10 protein-coding genes are annotated in these 15,435 nt (G+C 60.7%); 6 read left to right on the forward strand and 4 right to left on the reverse strand.

Going from position 1 to position 15,435, the window contains the following annotated elements; all coding sequences use genetic code 11:
• Nucleotides 1-125: 125 nt before the first annotated feature.
• Nucleotides 126-551: a cupin domain-containing protein gene (locus tag M2497_RS02615; RefSeq protein ID WP_248485731.1), complete on the reverse strand. Its 426-nt coding sequence runs from the start codon at nucleotides 549-551 to the stop codon at nucleotides 126-128.
• Between the two features lie 77 nt (nucleotides 552-628).
• Complete coding sequence (locus tag M2497_RS02620) at nucleotides 629-1,165, reverse strand: chorismate mutase (RefSeq protein ID WP_248485732.1); 537 nt, start codon at nucleotides 1,163-1,165, stop codon at nucleotides 629-631.
• Nucleotides 1,166-1,591: 426 nt separating this feature from the next.
• Here M2497_RS02620 and M2497_RS02625 point away from each other — a divergent pair, with 426 nt between their 5' ends.
• On the forward strand, nucleotides 1,592-1,831 hold the full coding sequence (locus M2497_RS02625) for a DUF6124 family protein (RefSeq protein ID WP_033897708.1): 240 nt from the start codon (nucleotides 1,592-1,594) through the stop codon (nucleotides 1,829-1,831).
• 76 nt (nucleotides 1,832-1,907) lie between these two features.
• Here M2497_RS02625 and glnA read toward each other — a convergent pair whose 3' ends face one another.
• On the reverse strand, nucleotides 1,908-3,314 hold the full coding sequence (gene glnA / locus M2497_RS02630; protein ID WP_236411277.1) for a type I glutamate--ammonia ligase: 1,407 nt from the start codon (nucleotides 3,312-3,314) through the stop codon (nucleotides 1,908-1,910).
• A 334-nt stretch (nucleotides 3,315-3,648) separates the two neighbouring features.
• On the opposite strand from glnA, the gene thiI reads away from it, so the two are divergent.
• A complete protein-coding gene (gene thiI / locus M2497_RS02635; protein ID WP_248485733.1) occupies nucleotides 3,649-5,103 on the forward strand; it encodes a tRNA uracil 4-sulfurtransferase ThiI in 1,455 nt (484 codons plus the stop codon).
• A 139-nt stretch (nucleotides 5,104-5,242) separates the two neighbouring features.
• Nucleotides 5,243-7,063: a translational GTPase TypA gene (typA, locus tag M2497_RS02640; protein WP_058423717.1), complete on the forward strand. Its 1,821-nt coding sequence runs from the start codon at nucleotides 5,243-5,245 to the stop codon at nucleotides 7,061-7,063.
• Between the two features lie 193 nt (nucleotides 7,064-7,256).
• Here the strand turns inward: typA and M2497_RS02645 are convergent, their stop codons facing one another.
• Nucleotides 7,257-7,691 (reverse strand): YkgJ family cysteine cluster protein, encoded by a 435-nt coding sequence (locus tag M2497_RS02645; RefSeq protein ID WP_017529542.1) that lies wholly within the window; start codon nucleotides 7,689-7,691, stop codon nucleotides 7,257-7,259.
• Between the two features lie 228 nt (nucleotides 7,692-7,919).
• On the opposite strand from M2497_RS02645, the gene M2497_RS02650 reads away from it, so the two are divergent.
• The 3 genes from M2497_RS02650 to M2497_RS02660 all read left to right on the forward strand — a co-directional run bounded on the left by M2497_RS02650 (nucleotide 7,920) and on the right by M2497_RS02660 (nucleotide 15,403).
• A complete protein-coding gene (locus tag M2497_RS02650) occupies nucleotides 7,920-10,370 on the forward strand; it encodes a glycogen/starch/alpha-glucan phosphorylase (RefSeq protein ID WP_248485734.1) in 2,451 nt (816 codons plus the stop codon).
• Between the two features lie 159 nt (nucleotides 10,371-10,529).
• Nucleotides 10,530-14,051 carry a DUF2339 domain-containing protein gene (locus M2497_RS02655; RefSeq protein WP_248485735.1) on the forward strand — a complete coding sequence of 1,174 codons (3,522 nt, stop codon included), beginning with the start codon at nucleotides 10,530-10,532 and terminating at the stop codon, nucleotides 14,049-14,051.
• Nucleotides 14,051-15,403, forward strand: a complete 1,353-nt coding sequence (locus M2497_RS02660; protein ID WP_248488164.1) for a DUF3999 domain-containing protein — start codon at nucleotides 14,051-14,053, stop codon at nucleotides 15,401-15,403. Before M2497_RS02655 ends, M2497_RS02660 begins: the two co-directional genes overlap by 1 nt.
• The last annotated feature ends 32 nt before the right edge of the window (nucleotides 15,404-15,435 follow it).

Consider the following 15,435-nt stretch of genomic DNA (forward strand, 5'->3'; position numbering starts at 1 on the left):
CCAAAATGGGCTGGACAGCTGGGAAGGGTGCAGCCTATCGCACCAATATAGTGCGGTTTTGTGAAGGTTGTTCAGGAAGTGGTGAACGGACCGTTTCCAGCGCGAGTGAAAATGATCCGGGAGGGTCAGTGCTGCTCTGACAGCGGCATGTCCTGTGTGCCCGCGTAAAACACCAAAAGCTCCACCGGGGTGTCTCCGGTGACGCCGCGATGTTCGGTACTCACCATCTCGGCCAGGGTTTGGCCTTGCCTCAAGGTGCGCGTAGCCCCACTGCTGCGGGCCTCGACGGTCAGCTCACCTGAAACGATGTAGGCGGCGTTGGGCATGGGGTGGGTGTGCCAGGGCAATTGGGTGTGCGCAGGGATCTTCAGGCGAATCAGCGTGAGCTGCGGCGGGCCGGAGGGGTAGGCTTTGTAGGGTGTGCCATCCCACGACTCGCTGCGTTCAAGCAAAACCTCTTTCTCGATCTGTGCCGTATCCTTTGCCTGCGTGCCGCAGCCCAGCAACGACAAGCCTACCGCAGCAGCGATCAAGCACTTGAAGGTGTCCATGGTTCCATCCTGTTCATTGAGTGAACGCTCAGGCTATGGCTGTCGGCCCAGGTGACGATGCAGGACGGTTCCTCAAATCAGGTAGGTCGAACGCAGAGCTCGGCCGTGGCACGGATCATCGCCAGTTGACGCAGCGGATCATTCAGCGGCTCATGCACGGCTTCGGCCAGCCATTGTGGGCACTGCGGATCGGTGCGCTGCGGGGTGAAGTCAGCCAATTGCTGTAGCAGGCGTTTTTGCAGTTCGTCCAACTGCGGGCGGATCTGTTTCACCAGGTCCGGGCGCGGATCGTTAGGTGCCTTGCCCTGGAACTGCCAGTCTGACAGACGGGTGTACTGCACCAGCTTGTTCGCCTCGATCTGCGCCGCGAAAAACTGCTCAACGGCGGCAGGTGCCAAGTTGTAGCCCGGTGCCTGGGCGACAACGCTGGCGATCACTTCTTGTTCGCGCTTTTTGTCCTCTACCGGCTTGTGGCTGTCCCATTTGCTGAGGGCTACCTGGTCGGCGATCTCCAGGCGTTCGGCGACGCTGTTGAGAAGGGGCTCCAGAGTGGGCGGCGCAGCACTCGCACTGACGCTGACAAATAACAGAGCGAACACAAATCGATGTTTCAAAGGCGATCTCCTGTGGGAGCTGGCTTGCCTGCGATGCGGGCAACTCGATGCATCAGGTATACCTAGCTGATGCCATCGCAGGCAAGCCAGCTCCCACATTTTAATGGGGTTTGCAGGTCTACAGCGGCGTCAGTCAGAGGCTACCTTAACTTGCGTGCTTGCCTACAGTTACGCCAGAATCCGCCGGCTTGTACGGCTGGCTTGTCGTCTCTAAGGTTGCTCGGTCGCTGCTCATCAGCGATCAGGTTTAGTAGCCTGAGGGTTAAGTTAAGCTCGTACCGCACCGTTCTTTATGGTGGCTGTGTGTAGGGCATCTTCGGGTGCGCCGGCTTTTGCTTAACTTCCCCGGTCTACTAACCTGCGCACAGCCGCCACCCTAACGTTTAGTAGCGAGTCGATGGCGGCCTCACTTGAGGAAGTTAAGACATGTTCAAGCCAACCCCCAATCCACCACCCTCTGTCTTCACCATCGCCGCCGATATCGACGACGAAGCCTTGATGATCAATACCTTCGAAACCCTCACCTCGGTCAGCGCCCTGTTGCTGGATTTATCCGAGGACTTGGGCGGCAAGCACCGTGACACCACCTTGGCCATTCACCAACTGAGTGCGTTGGGCACGCAGATGGTCGGCCAGATGCTCGACCGCCATGCCCCGACCCGCTAAATCCCAGGCAAAAAAAAGACCTCCCGAGGGAGGTCTTTTTTCGTCACGCCGCTCTTAAGGACGCAGCGCTACCGGATCAGCAGCTGTAGTACAGCTCGTATTCCAGTGGGTGTACGAAGGTACGCACCTTGATTTCTTCTTCGCTTTTCAGGCCGATGTAAGCGTCGATGAAGTCGTCGCTGAACACGCCGCCTTTGGTCAGGAACGCACGGCCCTTGTCCAGTTCTTCCAGGGCTTCTTTCAGGCTGCCGCACACTTGTGGGATCTCTTTGGCCTCTTCAGGCGGCAGGTCGTACAAGTTTTTGTCGGCGGCGTCGCCTGGGTGGATCTTGTTCTGGATACCATCCAGGCCGGCCATGACCAAGGCAGCGAAGGCCAGGTATGGGTTGGCTGCTGGGTCCGGGAAGCGGGCTTCGATACGGCGAGCACGCGGGCTGGACACGTAAGGAATACGGATCGAGGCGGAACGGTTGCGAGCCGAGTAGGCCAGCATTACCGGTGCTTCGAAACCTGGGACCAGACGCTTGTAGGAGTTGGTCGACGGGTTGGTGAAGCCGTTCAGGGCCTTACCGTGCTTGATGATGCCGCCGATGAAGTACAGGGCGGTGTCGGACAGGCCGGCATAACCTTCGCCAGCGAAGGTGTTCTTGCCATCTTTGGCGATGGACAGGTGAACGTGCATACCCGAACCGTTATCGCCGTACAGAGGCTTAGGCATGAAGGTAGCGGTACGGCCGTAAGCCACGGCAGTGTTGTGTACGCAGTACTTCAGGGTTTGTACTTCGTCAGCCTTGGCAACCAGGGTGTTGAACTTCACACCGATTTCGTTCTGACCGGCAGTGGCCACTTCGTGGTGGTGCACTTCGATGACCAAGCCCATGTCTTCCATGGCGTTGCACATGGAAGTACGGATTTCGTGGTCGTGGTCGAACGGCGGAACCGGGAAGTAGCCACCTTTGATACCTGGACGGTGGCCATGGTTGCCGCCTTCCACGTCCTGGTCGGACATCCAGGAGCCTTGTTCGGAGTAGATCTTGAACATGGAACCGGAGATGTCGGACTTGAACTTCACTTGGTCGAAGATGAAGAATTCTGGCTCTGGGCCCACGAATACGGTGTCACCGATACCGGTGGACTTCAGGTATTCCTCGGCACGCTTGGCGATCGCACGTGGGTCGCGGTCGTAGCCTTGCATGGTCGAAGGCTCGATCACGTCGCACACCAGGATCAGGGTGGCTTCTTCGGTGAACGGGTCGAGCACGGCAGTGCTGTCGTCCGGCATCAGGATCATGTCGGAGGCTTCGATGCCTTTCCAGCCGGCGATGGAGGAACCGTCGAACATTTTGCCTTCTTCGAAGAAAGCTTCATCCAGCGCGTCGCGAGCCGGCATGGTCACGTGGTGCTGAGTGCCTTTGGTGTCCGTGAAGCGCAGATCAATCCATTTAACGTCATGATCTTTGATGAGTTGAACCGACTTCGACATAGTGTCCTCCGGGTGGCTTCGGGCTGGGGTAGTGGAGTTAGCCCTTAGAATGTGGGTGATGCCGGCGCGGATACTCCGCCATGGCAACCTGCCTCACAAGAGAGCAAATTGCATGCCAGTGCGCCAACATGGGTTTTCTGCTCCAAAAACGCCCCTATAAAGGTGCATTGCGACAAAAGCCCAAAAATAGCGCACCGCAATGTAGCGCAAGGATGCGTAAATGCACCTCTTTAGTGCGTTGCGCTTGCGATGCATATTAACTGGTTAAACCTTGAGCGATTTCCGCTATAATCCGCGCCCCCCTTTTTCAGCAGGCCCGGCGCGCGCTGTTTCCATGAAATTAATCGTTAAAGTCTTCCCCGAGATCACCATCAAAAGCCGACCGGTACGGACGCGTTTCATCCGTCAGTTGGCCAAGAACATCCGTGCCGTGCTCCGTGACTTGGACCCGGCTGTGGTGGTGAACGGTGTGTGGGACAACCTCGAGCTGGAAACCCGTGTCACCGAGCCCAAAGCCTTGAAGGACATGACCGAGCGCCTGAGTTGCATGCCGGGCATCGCGCATTTCCTGCAGGTCGATGAGTACCCGTTGGGCGACTTCGACGACATCACCGAGAAGTGCAAACAGCACTATGGCAGTGAGCTTGAAGGCAAGATCTTTTCGGTGCGCTGCAAGCGTGCCGGCAAGCACAGCTTCAGCTCCATGGATGTCGAGAAATACGTCGGCAGCAAGCTGCGTCGCGAGTGCGGCGCCGCCGGAATTTCCCTGAAAGCACCGCAAATTGAAGTGCGCATGGAAATTCGCGACCAACGGTTGTTTGTGATCCACAGCCAGCACAACAGCATCGGCGGTTACCCGCTGGGCGCCCTGGAACAGACCCTGGTACTGATGTCCGGCGGTTTCGATTCCACGGTGGCGGCCTACCAGATCATGCGTCGCGGCCTGATGAGCCACTTCTGCTTCTTTAACCTGGGCGGGCGTGCACACGAATTGGGCGTGATGGAAGTTGCGCACTTTATCTGGAAGAAGTACGGCAGCTCCCAGCGCGTGCTATTTGTGAGCGTACCGTTCGAGGAAGTGCTGGGCGAAATTCTCGGCAAAGTCGATAACGGTCATATGGGCGTGGTATTGAAGCGTATGATGTTGCGCGCTGCCTCGCGGATCGCCGACCAGTTGCAGATCGACGCGCTGGTCACCGGTGAAGCGATCTCCCAGGTATCGAGCCAGACGCTGCCGAACCTGTCGATCATCGATTGCGTTACCGAGAAGCTGGTACTGCGCCCACTGATCGCCAGCCACAAGCAGGACATCATCGACCTGGCAGAAGAAATCGGCACCGCCGACTTTGCCAAGCACATGCCTGAGTACTGCGGGGTCATCTCGGTGAACCCCAAGACCCACGCCAAGCGTCACCGCGTGGAGCATGAAGAGAAAGAATTCGACATGGCGATCCTGGAGCGTGCGCTCGAGAACGCCAAGCTGGTCCCGATCGATCGCGTCATCGACGAACTGGGCCAGGATGTGAAGATCGAAGAAGTCAGCGAAGCCCTGGCCGGCCAGATCGTCATCGATATCCGTCACCCGGATGCCGCTGAGGATGAGCCGCTGGAAATCGCCGGCATCGACGTACAAACGCTGCCGTTCTATGCATTGAACGCGCGTTTCAAGGAACTGGATAACAGCCGTCAGTACCTGCTGTATTGCGACAAAGGCGTGATGAGTCGCCTGCATGCCCACCATTTGCTCAGTGAGGGGCATGCCAATGTGCGCGTTTATCGACCGAGCTAAGAGCCCGGGGCTGTTTGCCTGTGGCCTGCGTCACCGGCCCCCCGACTCTGCCGTCAAGCTGTAACGGCAAGGCCTGACTCTACTGTTAATCGCTGCCACGACCTGTCAGCACACCGAATCCTCTGATCGAGATACACAAGTGATCGAAAATCTACGTAACATCGCCATCATTGCTCACGTTGACCATGGTAAAACCACCCTGGTAGACAAACTCCTGCGTCAATCCGGCACCCTGGAGCGCAACGAGCTCAACGACGAGCGCGTGATGGACTCCAACGACCAGGAAAAAGAGCGCGGCATTACCATCCTGGCGAAAAACACCGCCATCAACTGGAACGGCTACCACATCAACATCGTGGACACCCCGGGCCACGCCGACTTCGGCGGCGAAGTAGAACGCGTAATGTCGATGGTTGACTCCGTTCTGCTGCTGGTTGACGCTCAAGACGGCCCTATGCCGCAAACCCGTTTCGTGACCAAGAAGGCTTTCGAAGCCGGCCTGCGTCCGATCGTGTGCATCAACAAGGTTGACCGTCCAGGCGCGCGTCCGGACTGGGTTCTGGACCAGATCTTCGACCTGTTCGATAACCTGGGTGCCACCGAAGAACAGCTGGATTTTAAAGTCGTCTACGCCTCGGCCCTGAACGGTATTGCCGGTCTGGACCACACCGACATGGCTGAAGACATGACCCCGCTGTACCAGTCGATCGTCGACAACGTACCTGCGCCGGCTGTTGACCGTGACGGTCCGTTCCAGATGCAAATCTCGGCACTGGACTACAACAGCTTCCTGGGTGTTATCGGCGTTGGCCGTATCGCCCGTGGTCGCGTCAAGCCGAACACCCCGGTTGTCGCTATCGGCGCCGACGGCAAGAAGCGCAACGGTCGTATCCTGAAGCTGATGGGTCACCACGGCCTGCACCGCATCGACGTTGAAGAAGCAGCAGCTGGCGATATCGTGTGCATCAGCGGCATGGACTCGCTGTTCATCTCCGACACCCTGTGCCACCCGGACGCGGTAGAAGCGATGAAGCCTCTGACCGTTGACGAGCCAACCGTTTCCATGACCTTCCAGGTAAACGACTCGCCTTTCTGCGGTAAAGAAGGCAAGTTCGTGACCTCCCGTAACATCAAGGAACGTCTGGACAAAGAGCTGCTGTACAACGTTGCACTGCGCGTTGAAGAAGGCGACTCGGCTGACAAGTTCAAGGTATCCGGCCGTGGTGAGCTGCACCTCTCGGTACTGATCGAAACCATGCGTCGCGAAGGCTTCGAAATGGGCGTTGGTCGTCCGGAAGTGATCATCCGTCAAGTTGACGGCGTGAAGCAGGAACCGTTCGAAAACGTCACCATCGACACCCCTGAAGAATCCCAGGGCAAGGTCATGGAAGAGATGGGCCTGCGTAAGGGCGACCTGACCAACATGGTGCCGGATGGCAAAGGCCGTGTGCGTCTGGAATACAACATCCCTGCTCGCGGTCTGATCGGTTTCCGTAACCAGTTCCTGACCCTGACCAACGGTGCTGGCATCCTGACCTCGATCTTCGATCGCTACGACACCATGAAGTCCGGCGACATGTCCGGCCGTCAGAACGGTGTTCTGGTATCGGTAGAAACCGGCAAGGCGCTGACCTACTCCCTGGAAACCCTCCAGGCACGTGGCAAGCTGTTCGTTGAACACGGTCAAGAGATCTACAACGGTCAGATCGTTGGTCTGAACAGCCGTGACAACGACATGGGCGTCAACCCAACCAAAGGCAAGAAGCTCGACAACATGCGTGCTTCGGGTAAAGACGAAACCATCGCTCTGGTTCCACCTGTTCGCTTCACCCTGGAACAGGCCCTGGAATTCATCCAGGACGACGAGCTGTGCGAAGTTACGCCTAAGTCGATCCGCCTGCGTAAGAAGATCCTGGACGAAGGCGAGCGTACCCGCGCTGCCAAGAAAGCCAAGAACTGAGTTAACTCAGGCTGAATGAAGAACGCCCCCGGTCGAAAGGCCGGGGGCGTTTTTTTATGGCTGTAGGTTTTGTGGTGACTGTGCCGGCCCTATCGGGGGCAAGCCCCCTCCCACATTTTGAACTGTGAACACTTTCAAGTGTGGGAGGGGGCTTGCCCCCGATGAGGCCCTTGAGAGCCCCACAAAACCCGGATCAGAACTTGTCGAGGGTCTTGAACTTGGTCTCGCGCACCACTTCCTTCGGCTTGTACGCGCAATACCCCGGACGCGGCCCGATTTTCGGGTGGTTGCGGCAGGTGTCCGGGCGCTTGTCATAAATAGTGCAGAAGCGCGTCTTACGATCCAGGTACAGGCAGTCGTTGTTGCTCATGCGCTGCAAGGTAAAAATCTCGGATTTGGAATTGAAGCGCTCGACGATGCCTTCCTTCTGCAAGCGTTTGGCGATGTTCTTCGGCGGGTCGCCACGCTCGAATTCATCGACGATACCGATGCGGATCAGGTCCTTGATCTTCACTTCGACCGGCAGCGTGCAGCAGCTGGACACGCAACCACCGCACATATGCGCGGAATATTTCTGCCACGTTTCAAGACGGTCGAGTTCCGCGGCGGCGATCAATTGAGGCTTCATCAGGGTTCCAAAAGGTGGGGCTGTATCCGGGCGCGCGATCATACCGGGATTGGTGATTTTTTGAACAATATTTTCTGGGTTTCAGCTCAAAGGCTGATCGGGCACGACCCCTGCATCTAATTCACGCAACGGTGAATGAGTTAAAAAACTGCCGAACCAGCGCGTCTACCGTCTGTCAGACCGTCTAGGCTCTAGCAACTCCTTCTATCTCGCCCGAGGTCGCAATTGATGTCTCAGGAACCACTTGCACGAGAAGCAGAGGTAGCCGCATTCCGCGATGCCGTCTTGACCAAACTCACCTACGCGGTGGGCAAGGACCCGGATCACGCCTTCGACCATGACTGGTTCGAAGCCATTGCCCTGGCCGCCCGCGACCAGATGGTCGACCACTGGATGAACCATACGCGGCGTATCTACCGCAAAGGCCAGAAACGCGTTTACTACCTCTCCCTGGAGTTCCTGATCGGCCGCCTGCTCTACGACAGCCTGAGCAACCTCGGCGTGCTGGAGATTGCGCGCGAAGCGCTGTCCGAGCTGGGTGTAGACCTGGAGCGCATCCGCCTGCTGGAGCCCGACGCGGCGCTCGGCAACGGTGGCCTGGGCCGCCTGGCCGCGTGCTTCATGGAAAGCATGTCGACCCTGGGCATTGCCGGCCATGGTTATGGCATTCGTTATGAGCATGGCTTGTTCCGCCAGGCGATAGTCGATGGCTGGCAGCAGGAGCAGACCGAGCGTTGGCTGGATTTCGGCAACCCGTGGGAGTTCGAGCGGGCCGAAGTGATTTACCCGATCGGCTTTGGCGGCAGCGTCGAAACCCTGGCGGACGCCTCCGGCAAGATGATCCAGGTGTGGTCGCCCAACGAAACCGTGCGGGCCGTGGCCTACGACACGCCGGTAGTCGGCTGGCGCGGCGCCAGCGTCAACACCCTGCGCCTGTGGCGCGCGCGTGCGGTGGAAGACCTGCACCTGGAGCGCTTCAACGCCGGTGACCACCTGGGCGCTGTCGCCGAAGTGGCCCGTGCCGAAAGCATCTCCCGGGTGCTTTACCCGGCCGACAGCACCGAAGCGGGGCAGGAACTGCGCCTGCGTCAGGAATATTTCTTCGTCTCCGCCTCGTTGCAGGACTTGCTGCGCCGTCACAAGAACATGCACGGCTCAGTACTGAGCCTGGGCGAACACGCGGCGATCCAGCTCAACGACACGCACCCGTCCATCGCCGTGGCCGAGTTGATGCGGCAGTTGGTGGATTTGCACGATATTCCGTGGGAAGCGGCTTGGGACGTCACCGTTGAAACCCTTTCCTACACCAATCACACGCTGTTGCCCGAAGCATTAGAAACCTGGCCTGTAGGCCTGATGGAACGCATGCTGCCCCGGCACATGCAGATCATCTACCTGATCAACGCCCAGCACATCGATTCGCTGCGCGCCAAAGGCATCCACGATTTCGACGTGCTGCGCGCCGTGTCGCTGATCGAGGAAGACAACGGCCGCCGTGTGCGCATGGGTAACCTGGCGTTCCTCGGCTCCCACAGCGTCAATGGTGTATCCGGCTTGCACACCCAACTGATGCGCAGCACGGTGTTCTCGGAACTGCACAAGCTGTACCCGGAACGCATCAACAACAAAACCAACGGCATTACCTTCCGCCGCTGGTTGTACCAGGCCAACCCCAAGCTCACGTCCATGTTGGTGGAGGCGCTCGGTCCGGACATTCTCGACAAGCCCGAGCAGCGATTGGTGGAGCTTGAGCCGTTTGCCGAGAAACAGGCTTTCCGCAAGGCGTTTGCCGAACAACGTTTGCACAGTAAGCGTGCACTGGCCGACATCATCCACGAGCGCCTGGGCATTGCGGTCAACCCGGCGGCGATGTTCGACGTGCAGGTCAAGCGCATCCACGAATACAAGCGCCAACTGCTCAACCTGCTGCATACCGTGGCGCTGTACCAGGCGATCCGTGCCGAACCGGGCACCGACTGGGTGCCGCGCGTGAAGATCTTCGCGGGCAAGGCGGCGGCCAGTTACCACCAGGCCAAGTTGATCATCAAACTGACCAACGACATCGCCCGCACGGTCAATAACGACCCGACCGTGCGCGGTCTGCTCAAGGTGGTGTTCCTGCCCAACTACAACGTCAGCCTGGCGGAAAGCATCATTCCGGCGGCGGACTTGTCGGAGCAGATTTCCACCGCCGGCTTCGAAGCCTCAGGCACCAGCAACATGAAGTTCGGCCTCAACGGCGCGCTGACCATAGGCACCATGGACGGCGCCAACGTGGAGATGCATGAGCGCGTGGGTGCCGAGCACATGTTTATCTTTGGCCTCAGCGCGCAACAGGTGGAAGCCCGCAAGCATGCCGGGGAGTTCAACGCCGGGCCGGACATCGCCGCCTCCCATCGATTGAACGATGTGCTGCAAGCGATCCGGGGCGGGGTGTTTTCGCCGGATGATCCGGGCCGCTATGTGGGGTTGATCGACGGGTTGGTCGATTACGACCGTTTCCTGGTATGCGCCGACTTCGATTCGTACTGGGACGCCCAGGCACGGGTCGAGGCGCATTGGCATGATTCCAAGGCGTGGTGGCGTTCGGCGGTGCTGAATACGGCGCGGATGGGTTGGTTCAGCTCGGACCGGACCATCAGGGAGTACGCGACCGAGATCTGGAAAGCCCTCGACTAAACATCGCTGATCCAAAAATGTGGGAGGGGGCTTGCCCCCGATAGCAGCCTGTCAGTTTGCAGATATGTCGACTGGTACACCGCTATCGGGCGCAAGCCCCCTCCCACATTGGGCGCGCGTCGATATACTGGGCGCCGGTTTGCCTAGGGAATATCGACCATGCAATGGATTTTCATGCTGATTGGCCTGGTGCTCGGCTGGACGCTCGATGAGTCGTTCAGCGATGCGGGCATCGGTGCGCTGTTGGGGCTGGGCATTGGCCAGGCGATCCGCCTGGCGAAGCTATCGTCCCAGGCGGACCAACAGGCGCGTCAGTTGGAAACCACGCAGAAGTCGCTGATAGCGCTGGGTGAGCGCCTGCGGCAATTGGAAGTGCCCACCCCCGCAGCTGCCAGTGTTTTTGTCGAGCCCGCCATTGTCGAGCCCGCACCTGTCGTCGAAGCGCCCGAGCTGGTTTGGGAGTTACCCGTCGAGCTGACGCCCGTGGCCATGGTCGCCGAACCGAGCCAGCCGCTGCCCGATGATGTTTGGGCTCCGGTTCCGTCGCCGTCCCCTGAAGAGCCTGCCATCCCGCGTGGCCCCAACCTCATCGAGCGTGCCCTCAGCGGCGCACGCAATTGGCTGTTTGGCGGCAATACCGTGCTGCGCGTCGGCGTGGTGCTGCTGTTCCTCGGCCTGGCATTCCTGCTGCGTTACGCCACCGAAGGCATGGTGGTGCCGATCGAGCTGCGTTATGCCGGCGTAGCCGCTGCGGCGTTGGGCCTGCTGGGCCTGGGCTGGTGGCTGCGGCTGCGCAACAGCAATTACGGCTTGATGCTGCAGGGCACCGGGATTGCCGTGCTGTACCTGACGGTGTTTGCCGCGATGCGCTTGCACCCGTTGATCGACCCCAGTGCCGCACTCGGCCTGTTGGTGGCCGTCACCGTGTTCTCGGCGATCCTGGCGATTACCCAGGATGCGCTGGGCCTGGCCTGCGCGGCGGCTCTGGGTGGGTTTGCCGCGCCAATCCTGACGTCCACCGGCGCTGGTAACCATGTGGCGCTGTTCAGCTATTTTGCCCTGCTCAATGCGGGCATCCTCGCCATCGCCTGGTTCAAGGCCTGGCGCCTGCTCAACCTGATCGGTTTTGTCGGCACCTTTGGTATCGGTTTTGCGTGGGGCATGCGTTCCTACACGCCGGAGCTGCTGTGGAGCACCGAGCCGTTCCTGATCCTGTTTTTCCTGATGTACCTGGCCATCGGCTTGCTGTTCGCCCGGCGCAAATTGTTGGAGATGCGCGACGCGCCCGAGGATGACAGCCGTGGTGCGTTGCTGCGCTGGTCGGCGGCCAAGGGGGATTATGTCGACGGCAGCATGCTGTTCGGCCCGCCGCTGGTGGGTTTTGGCTTGCAGTTTGCGCTGGTGCAGCACCTGGAGTTTGCCGCGGCGTTCAGCGCCCTCGGCCTGGGCATTATTTACATGGGACTGGCGCGACTGTTGAGCGGCGGTCGCGCCTTGTTGCTGGCGGAGACGTGCCTGGCCCTGGGCGTGATTTTCGCCAGCCTGGCTATTCCGCTGGGCCTAGATGCGCGCTGGACCGCTGCCGCCTGGGCCGTGGAGGGCGCCGGGATCTTCTGGCTCGGTTTGCGTCAACAGCGACCGCTGGCACGCGCCTTCGGTTTGTTGTTGCAACTGGGCTCGGCGCTGGCGTTCCTCAGTGAGCTGCGCATCGGTGAGCACAGCTTGCTGAATGGCGCGCCGTTGGGCGCGCTGTTGCTGGGTGCGGCGCTGCTGTTCAGCTTTGATCAACTGCGCAGGGCATCCACTGAGCAGGCGGCGGATTGGGAACGCAGAGGCCTGCCGGTGCTGGCGAGCCTGGGCTTGAGCTTTTTGTACCTGCTTGCCCCCTTGCTGCTGGACACCCAAGGCACGGCTGTCAGTTGGGCAATTGCCGGGCTGGCAACGTTGTTCGTCGGGCTGCGTATCGGTTCGCGCACCTTCCTGTTCACCGCGTTCGCTGTGCAATTGCTGGGCGGCGCATTGTTCCTGTTGCGTTTGCAAGGTGGCGACGGGGCGGCGGTGTTCAATGCGGGCTGGAGCGGCTTGTTGACCGCTTCACTGGTTGGCCTGGCGTTGATCGGCGGCATGCTGCTGGCGGCGCGTGACGCCATGGTGCGCAGTGACGTGCGGCTGTTGCGCGGGTTGTCGGTGGTGCTGTTGGCGGGCCTGGTATTGATCAACCTCGCGGTGCTGTTCGTGCTGCCGTGGGAAAGCGCCAGCGGTGTGTGGGCGGCCAGTGGTTTGCTGATCATCTGGCTGAGCCTGTACCTGCAACAACGTGTCAGCTTTGTATTCGGCCTGCTGCTGCAAGTGGTCGGCGGCGGTTCGTTCCTGCTGGCGGTGCCCGAGCTGCTCGGGCCGTTGTCCGGTGAGGGGCTGCGCCCGTTGGCCCACAGCGGTTTCTGGACACCGATGGTGCTGGGCCTGGCGGCAATGGTCGGCGCCTGGCGCTTGCAGCGCGAACCCCATGCGCCGGTGTTTGCCGTGTTGAAGCTGCAGCGGCTGTCCGACGTGCTGTTGGTGTGGGGCGCGGCGTGGTGGACGTTGGCGCTGGCCGGCGAAGTGTTGCGGTTTATTCCGCAGGAATTGCTGGGCGCATTCCTGCTGGGATGCGCTGCGATCAGCGTGGCGATCTGGATGCTGCTGGCCTCGCGCCTCAAGTGGGTGTCGCTGGGCGTGCTGTGTACGTTGCTGATGCCGGCGGTGGGCGTGGTGCTGCTGGTGTGCGCACATACCTATTACCACCCGGCGGCGCAGTACGGCTGGCTGGCGTGGCCGGCGGTCTTTGTGGTGCATTTCATCTCGTTGCGGCGTTTGGCGACGCTCGTTCCCGCCAAGGCGCTGAGCGTGGCCCACGTGCTCGGCTGCTGGATGCTGATCGGCATGCTGGCGCTGGAGTTGCGCTACGGTCTGCTCAGGTTCTCTGCCGAATACAACGCCTGGCGCTGGCTGGGCTGGGCGATCCTGCCAAGTCTCTACCTTATGCTGGCTGCCGCGCCGCGCCATTGGCCATGGCCGGTCTCGGCGTACCCAAGGGAATATCGAGTGTTGGCGGCCGTGCCATTGGCGGTGCTGATGCTCGGTTGGTTCTGGCTGGCGAACAGCTTCAGCGATGGCACCGCCAGGCCGCTGCCCTATGTGCCGCTGATCAACCCGCTGGACCTGGGCCTGCTGTTCGCGCTGCTGGGCGTGTATGTGTGCGCACGAAGTGTCGCGCCGCTACGCGGGCCGCGTGCCGAGCTGATCGCACAAGGCGTCGCTGGGCTTTCGCTGTTTGCCTTCTTTACCGCGTTGGTGATGCGCACGGCCCACCATTGGGGCGGTGTGCCGTTTCAATTGGATGCGTTGCTGGAGTCGATGCTGGTGCAGGCCGGCCTGTCGATCGTCTGGACCCTGATCGCCCTCGGCCTGATGATCGGCGGCCACCTGCGCCATCGCCGCGAAGTGTGGCTGATCGGCGCGGTGCTGATTGCGGTGGTGGTGGCCAAGCTGTTCTTTGTCGAATTGAGTAACCGCGGCGGCTTGGCGCGGATCGTGTCGTTTATCGGCGTGGGCGGGTTGTTGCTGGTGGTGGGCTACTTTGCGCCGCTTCCGCCCAAACGCGCCGAAGCGGTGTTGGAAACTGAAGGAGCATCCTCTTGATCGGTAAGTTGAGCGTGGCCGTGCTGGGCCTGTGTACGACCTTGTCCGTGTGGGCGCAGGAAACGCCCGCCGACTTCACCACCCAGGTGCCGCTGAGCGTCAGTGGCAACGGCCCTTGGTATCGCCTGGAGTTGCCACTGGCGGTGCAATTGAACGCGCGCCAGGCGGATCTCGCCGATGTGCGGGTGTTCAACGCCGCCGGCGAGCCCCAGGCCTATGCGTTGTCGCGCCAGGCGTCGCAGCGCACCGAAAGCCGCGAAGTTACCGATGTGAAGTGGTTCCCGCTGTACGCCGCCGACACCCAGCAAGCCCTGCCCGACGTGGTGATGAAAGCCACCACCACCGGCACCCTGGTGGAAATCAAGCCGTCCACCGCACCCAAACCCGGCAAGCAAGTACTGCGTGGCTGGGTGTTGGACGCCAGTGCGATCAAGGCGCCCTTGCAGCAATTGAGCCTGGACTGGAGCCGCGAGCAGGAGGGCTTCCAGCGTTTCAGCATCGAGGCCAGTGATGACTTGCAGCACTGGGACGCCTGGGGCGATGGGCAGGTGGCGCGCTTGTCGTTTGCCGATGAGCGGGTCGAGCAGCATGACGTGAACTTGCCCGGGCAATCGGCGCGCTACCTGCGGCTGGTCTGGCAGGGCCAGGCGGCGCCGTTGCTGACCTCGGCCAAGCTGGTGAGCGCTACCCGCAGCAGCGTGCCGCTGCCGTTGGTGTGGTCGCAGCCGCTGGCGGGTAAGCGGCTCAGCGCCGGGGAATACAGTTGGCAGTTGCCTGCGGGGCTGAGTCTCGAACGCTTGCGCATCGAGCTCAAGCAATCCAACACGCTGGCGCCCGTGACGTTATCCGGTCGAAGGGACAGCAAGCAGGCTTGGCAACCATTGAGCAATGGCTTGCTGTATCGCCTGACCCAGAATGGCCAGGACGTGGTGCAGGATGAACTGCAGTTGCCGGGGCAAACGGTGGCCGAGCTCAAATTGCAGGTGGATGAGCGCGGTGGCGGCCTGGGCGTCGAAGCGCCCGCCCTGCGCTTTGCGGTGCGCGCCACGCAGTTGGTGTTCCTGGCGCGGGGTGAGGCACCGTTTACGCTGGCGCTGGGCAATGCGTCGGCCAAGGCGGCAAGCCTGCCGCTGTCGACCCTGATCCCGGACTACAAACCCGAGCGCTTCAAGACGCTGGGGCAGGCCAAGGTCGCCGGGGAAGTCGCGGTCACGCCGGTTGCGGTGGTAGGCGCTGCCGATGCCGGGACGAACTGGAAAAAGCTCGGGCTCTGGGCCGTGCTGCTGCTCGGCGTGGCGGCACTGGGCGCCATGGCCTACAGTTTGCTGCGCAAGCCGCCGGCGGCACGTTAAATAAAGTCCATGAACTCTATTGGGTTTAAATC

This window comes from Pseudomonas sp. CYM-20-01 (genome assembly GCF_023169845.1).
GTDB lineage: Bacteria > Pseudomonadota > Gammaproteobacteria > Pseudomonadales > Pseudomonadaceae > Aquipseudomonas > Aquipseudomonas azotoformans.

Coding starts and splice junctions, on each gene's coding strand:
- M2497_RS02615 (WP_248485731.1), bottom strand. CDS start 551: ATGGACACCTTCAAGTGCTTGATCGCTGCTGCGGTAGGCTTGTCGTTG.
- M2497_RS02625 (WP_033897708.1), top strand. CDS start 1,592: ATGTTCAAGCCAACCCCCAATCCACCACCCTCTGTCTTCACCATCGCC.
- glnA (WP_236411277.1), bottom strand. CDS start 3,314: ATGTCGAAGTCGGTTCAACTCATCAAAGATCATGACGTTAAATGGATT.
- thiI (WP_248485733.1), top strand. CDS start 3,649: ATGAAATTAATCGTTAAAGTCTTCCCCGAGATCACCATCAAAAGCCGA.
- M2497_RS02645 (WP_017529542.1), bottom strand. CDS start 7,691: ATGAAGCCTCAATTGATCGCCGCCGCGGAACTCGACCGTCTTGAAACG.
- M2497_RS02650 (WP_248485734.1), top strand. CDS start 7,920: ATGTCTCAGGAACCACTTGCACGAGAAGCAGAGGTAGCCGCATTCCGC.
- M2497_RS02655 (WP_248485735.1), top strand. CDS start 10,530: ATGCAATGGATTTTCATGCTGATTGGCCTGGTGCTCGGCTGGACGCTC.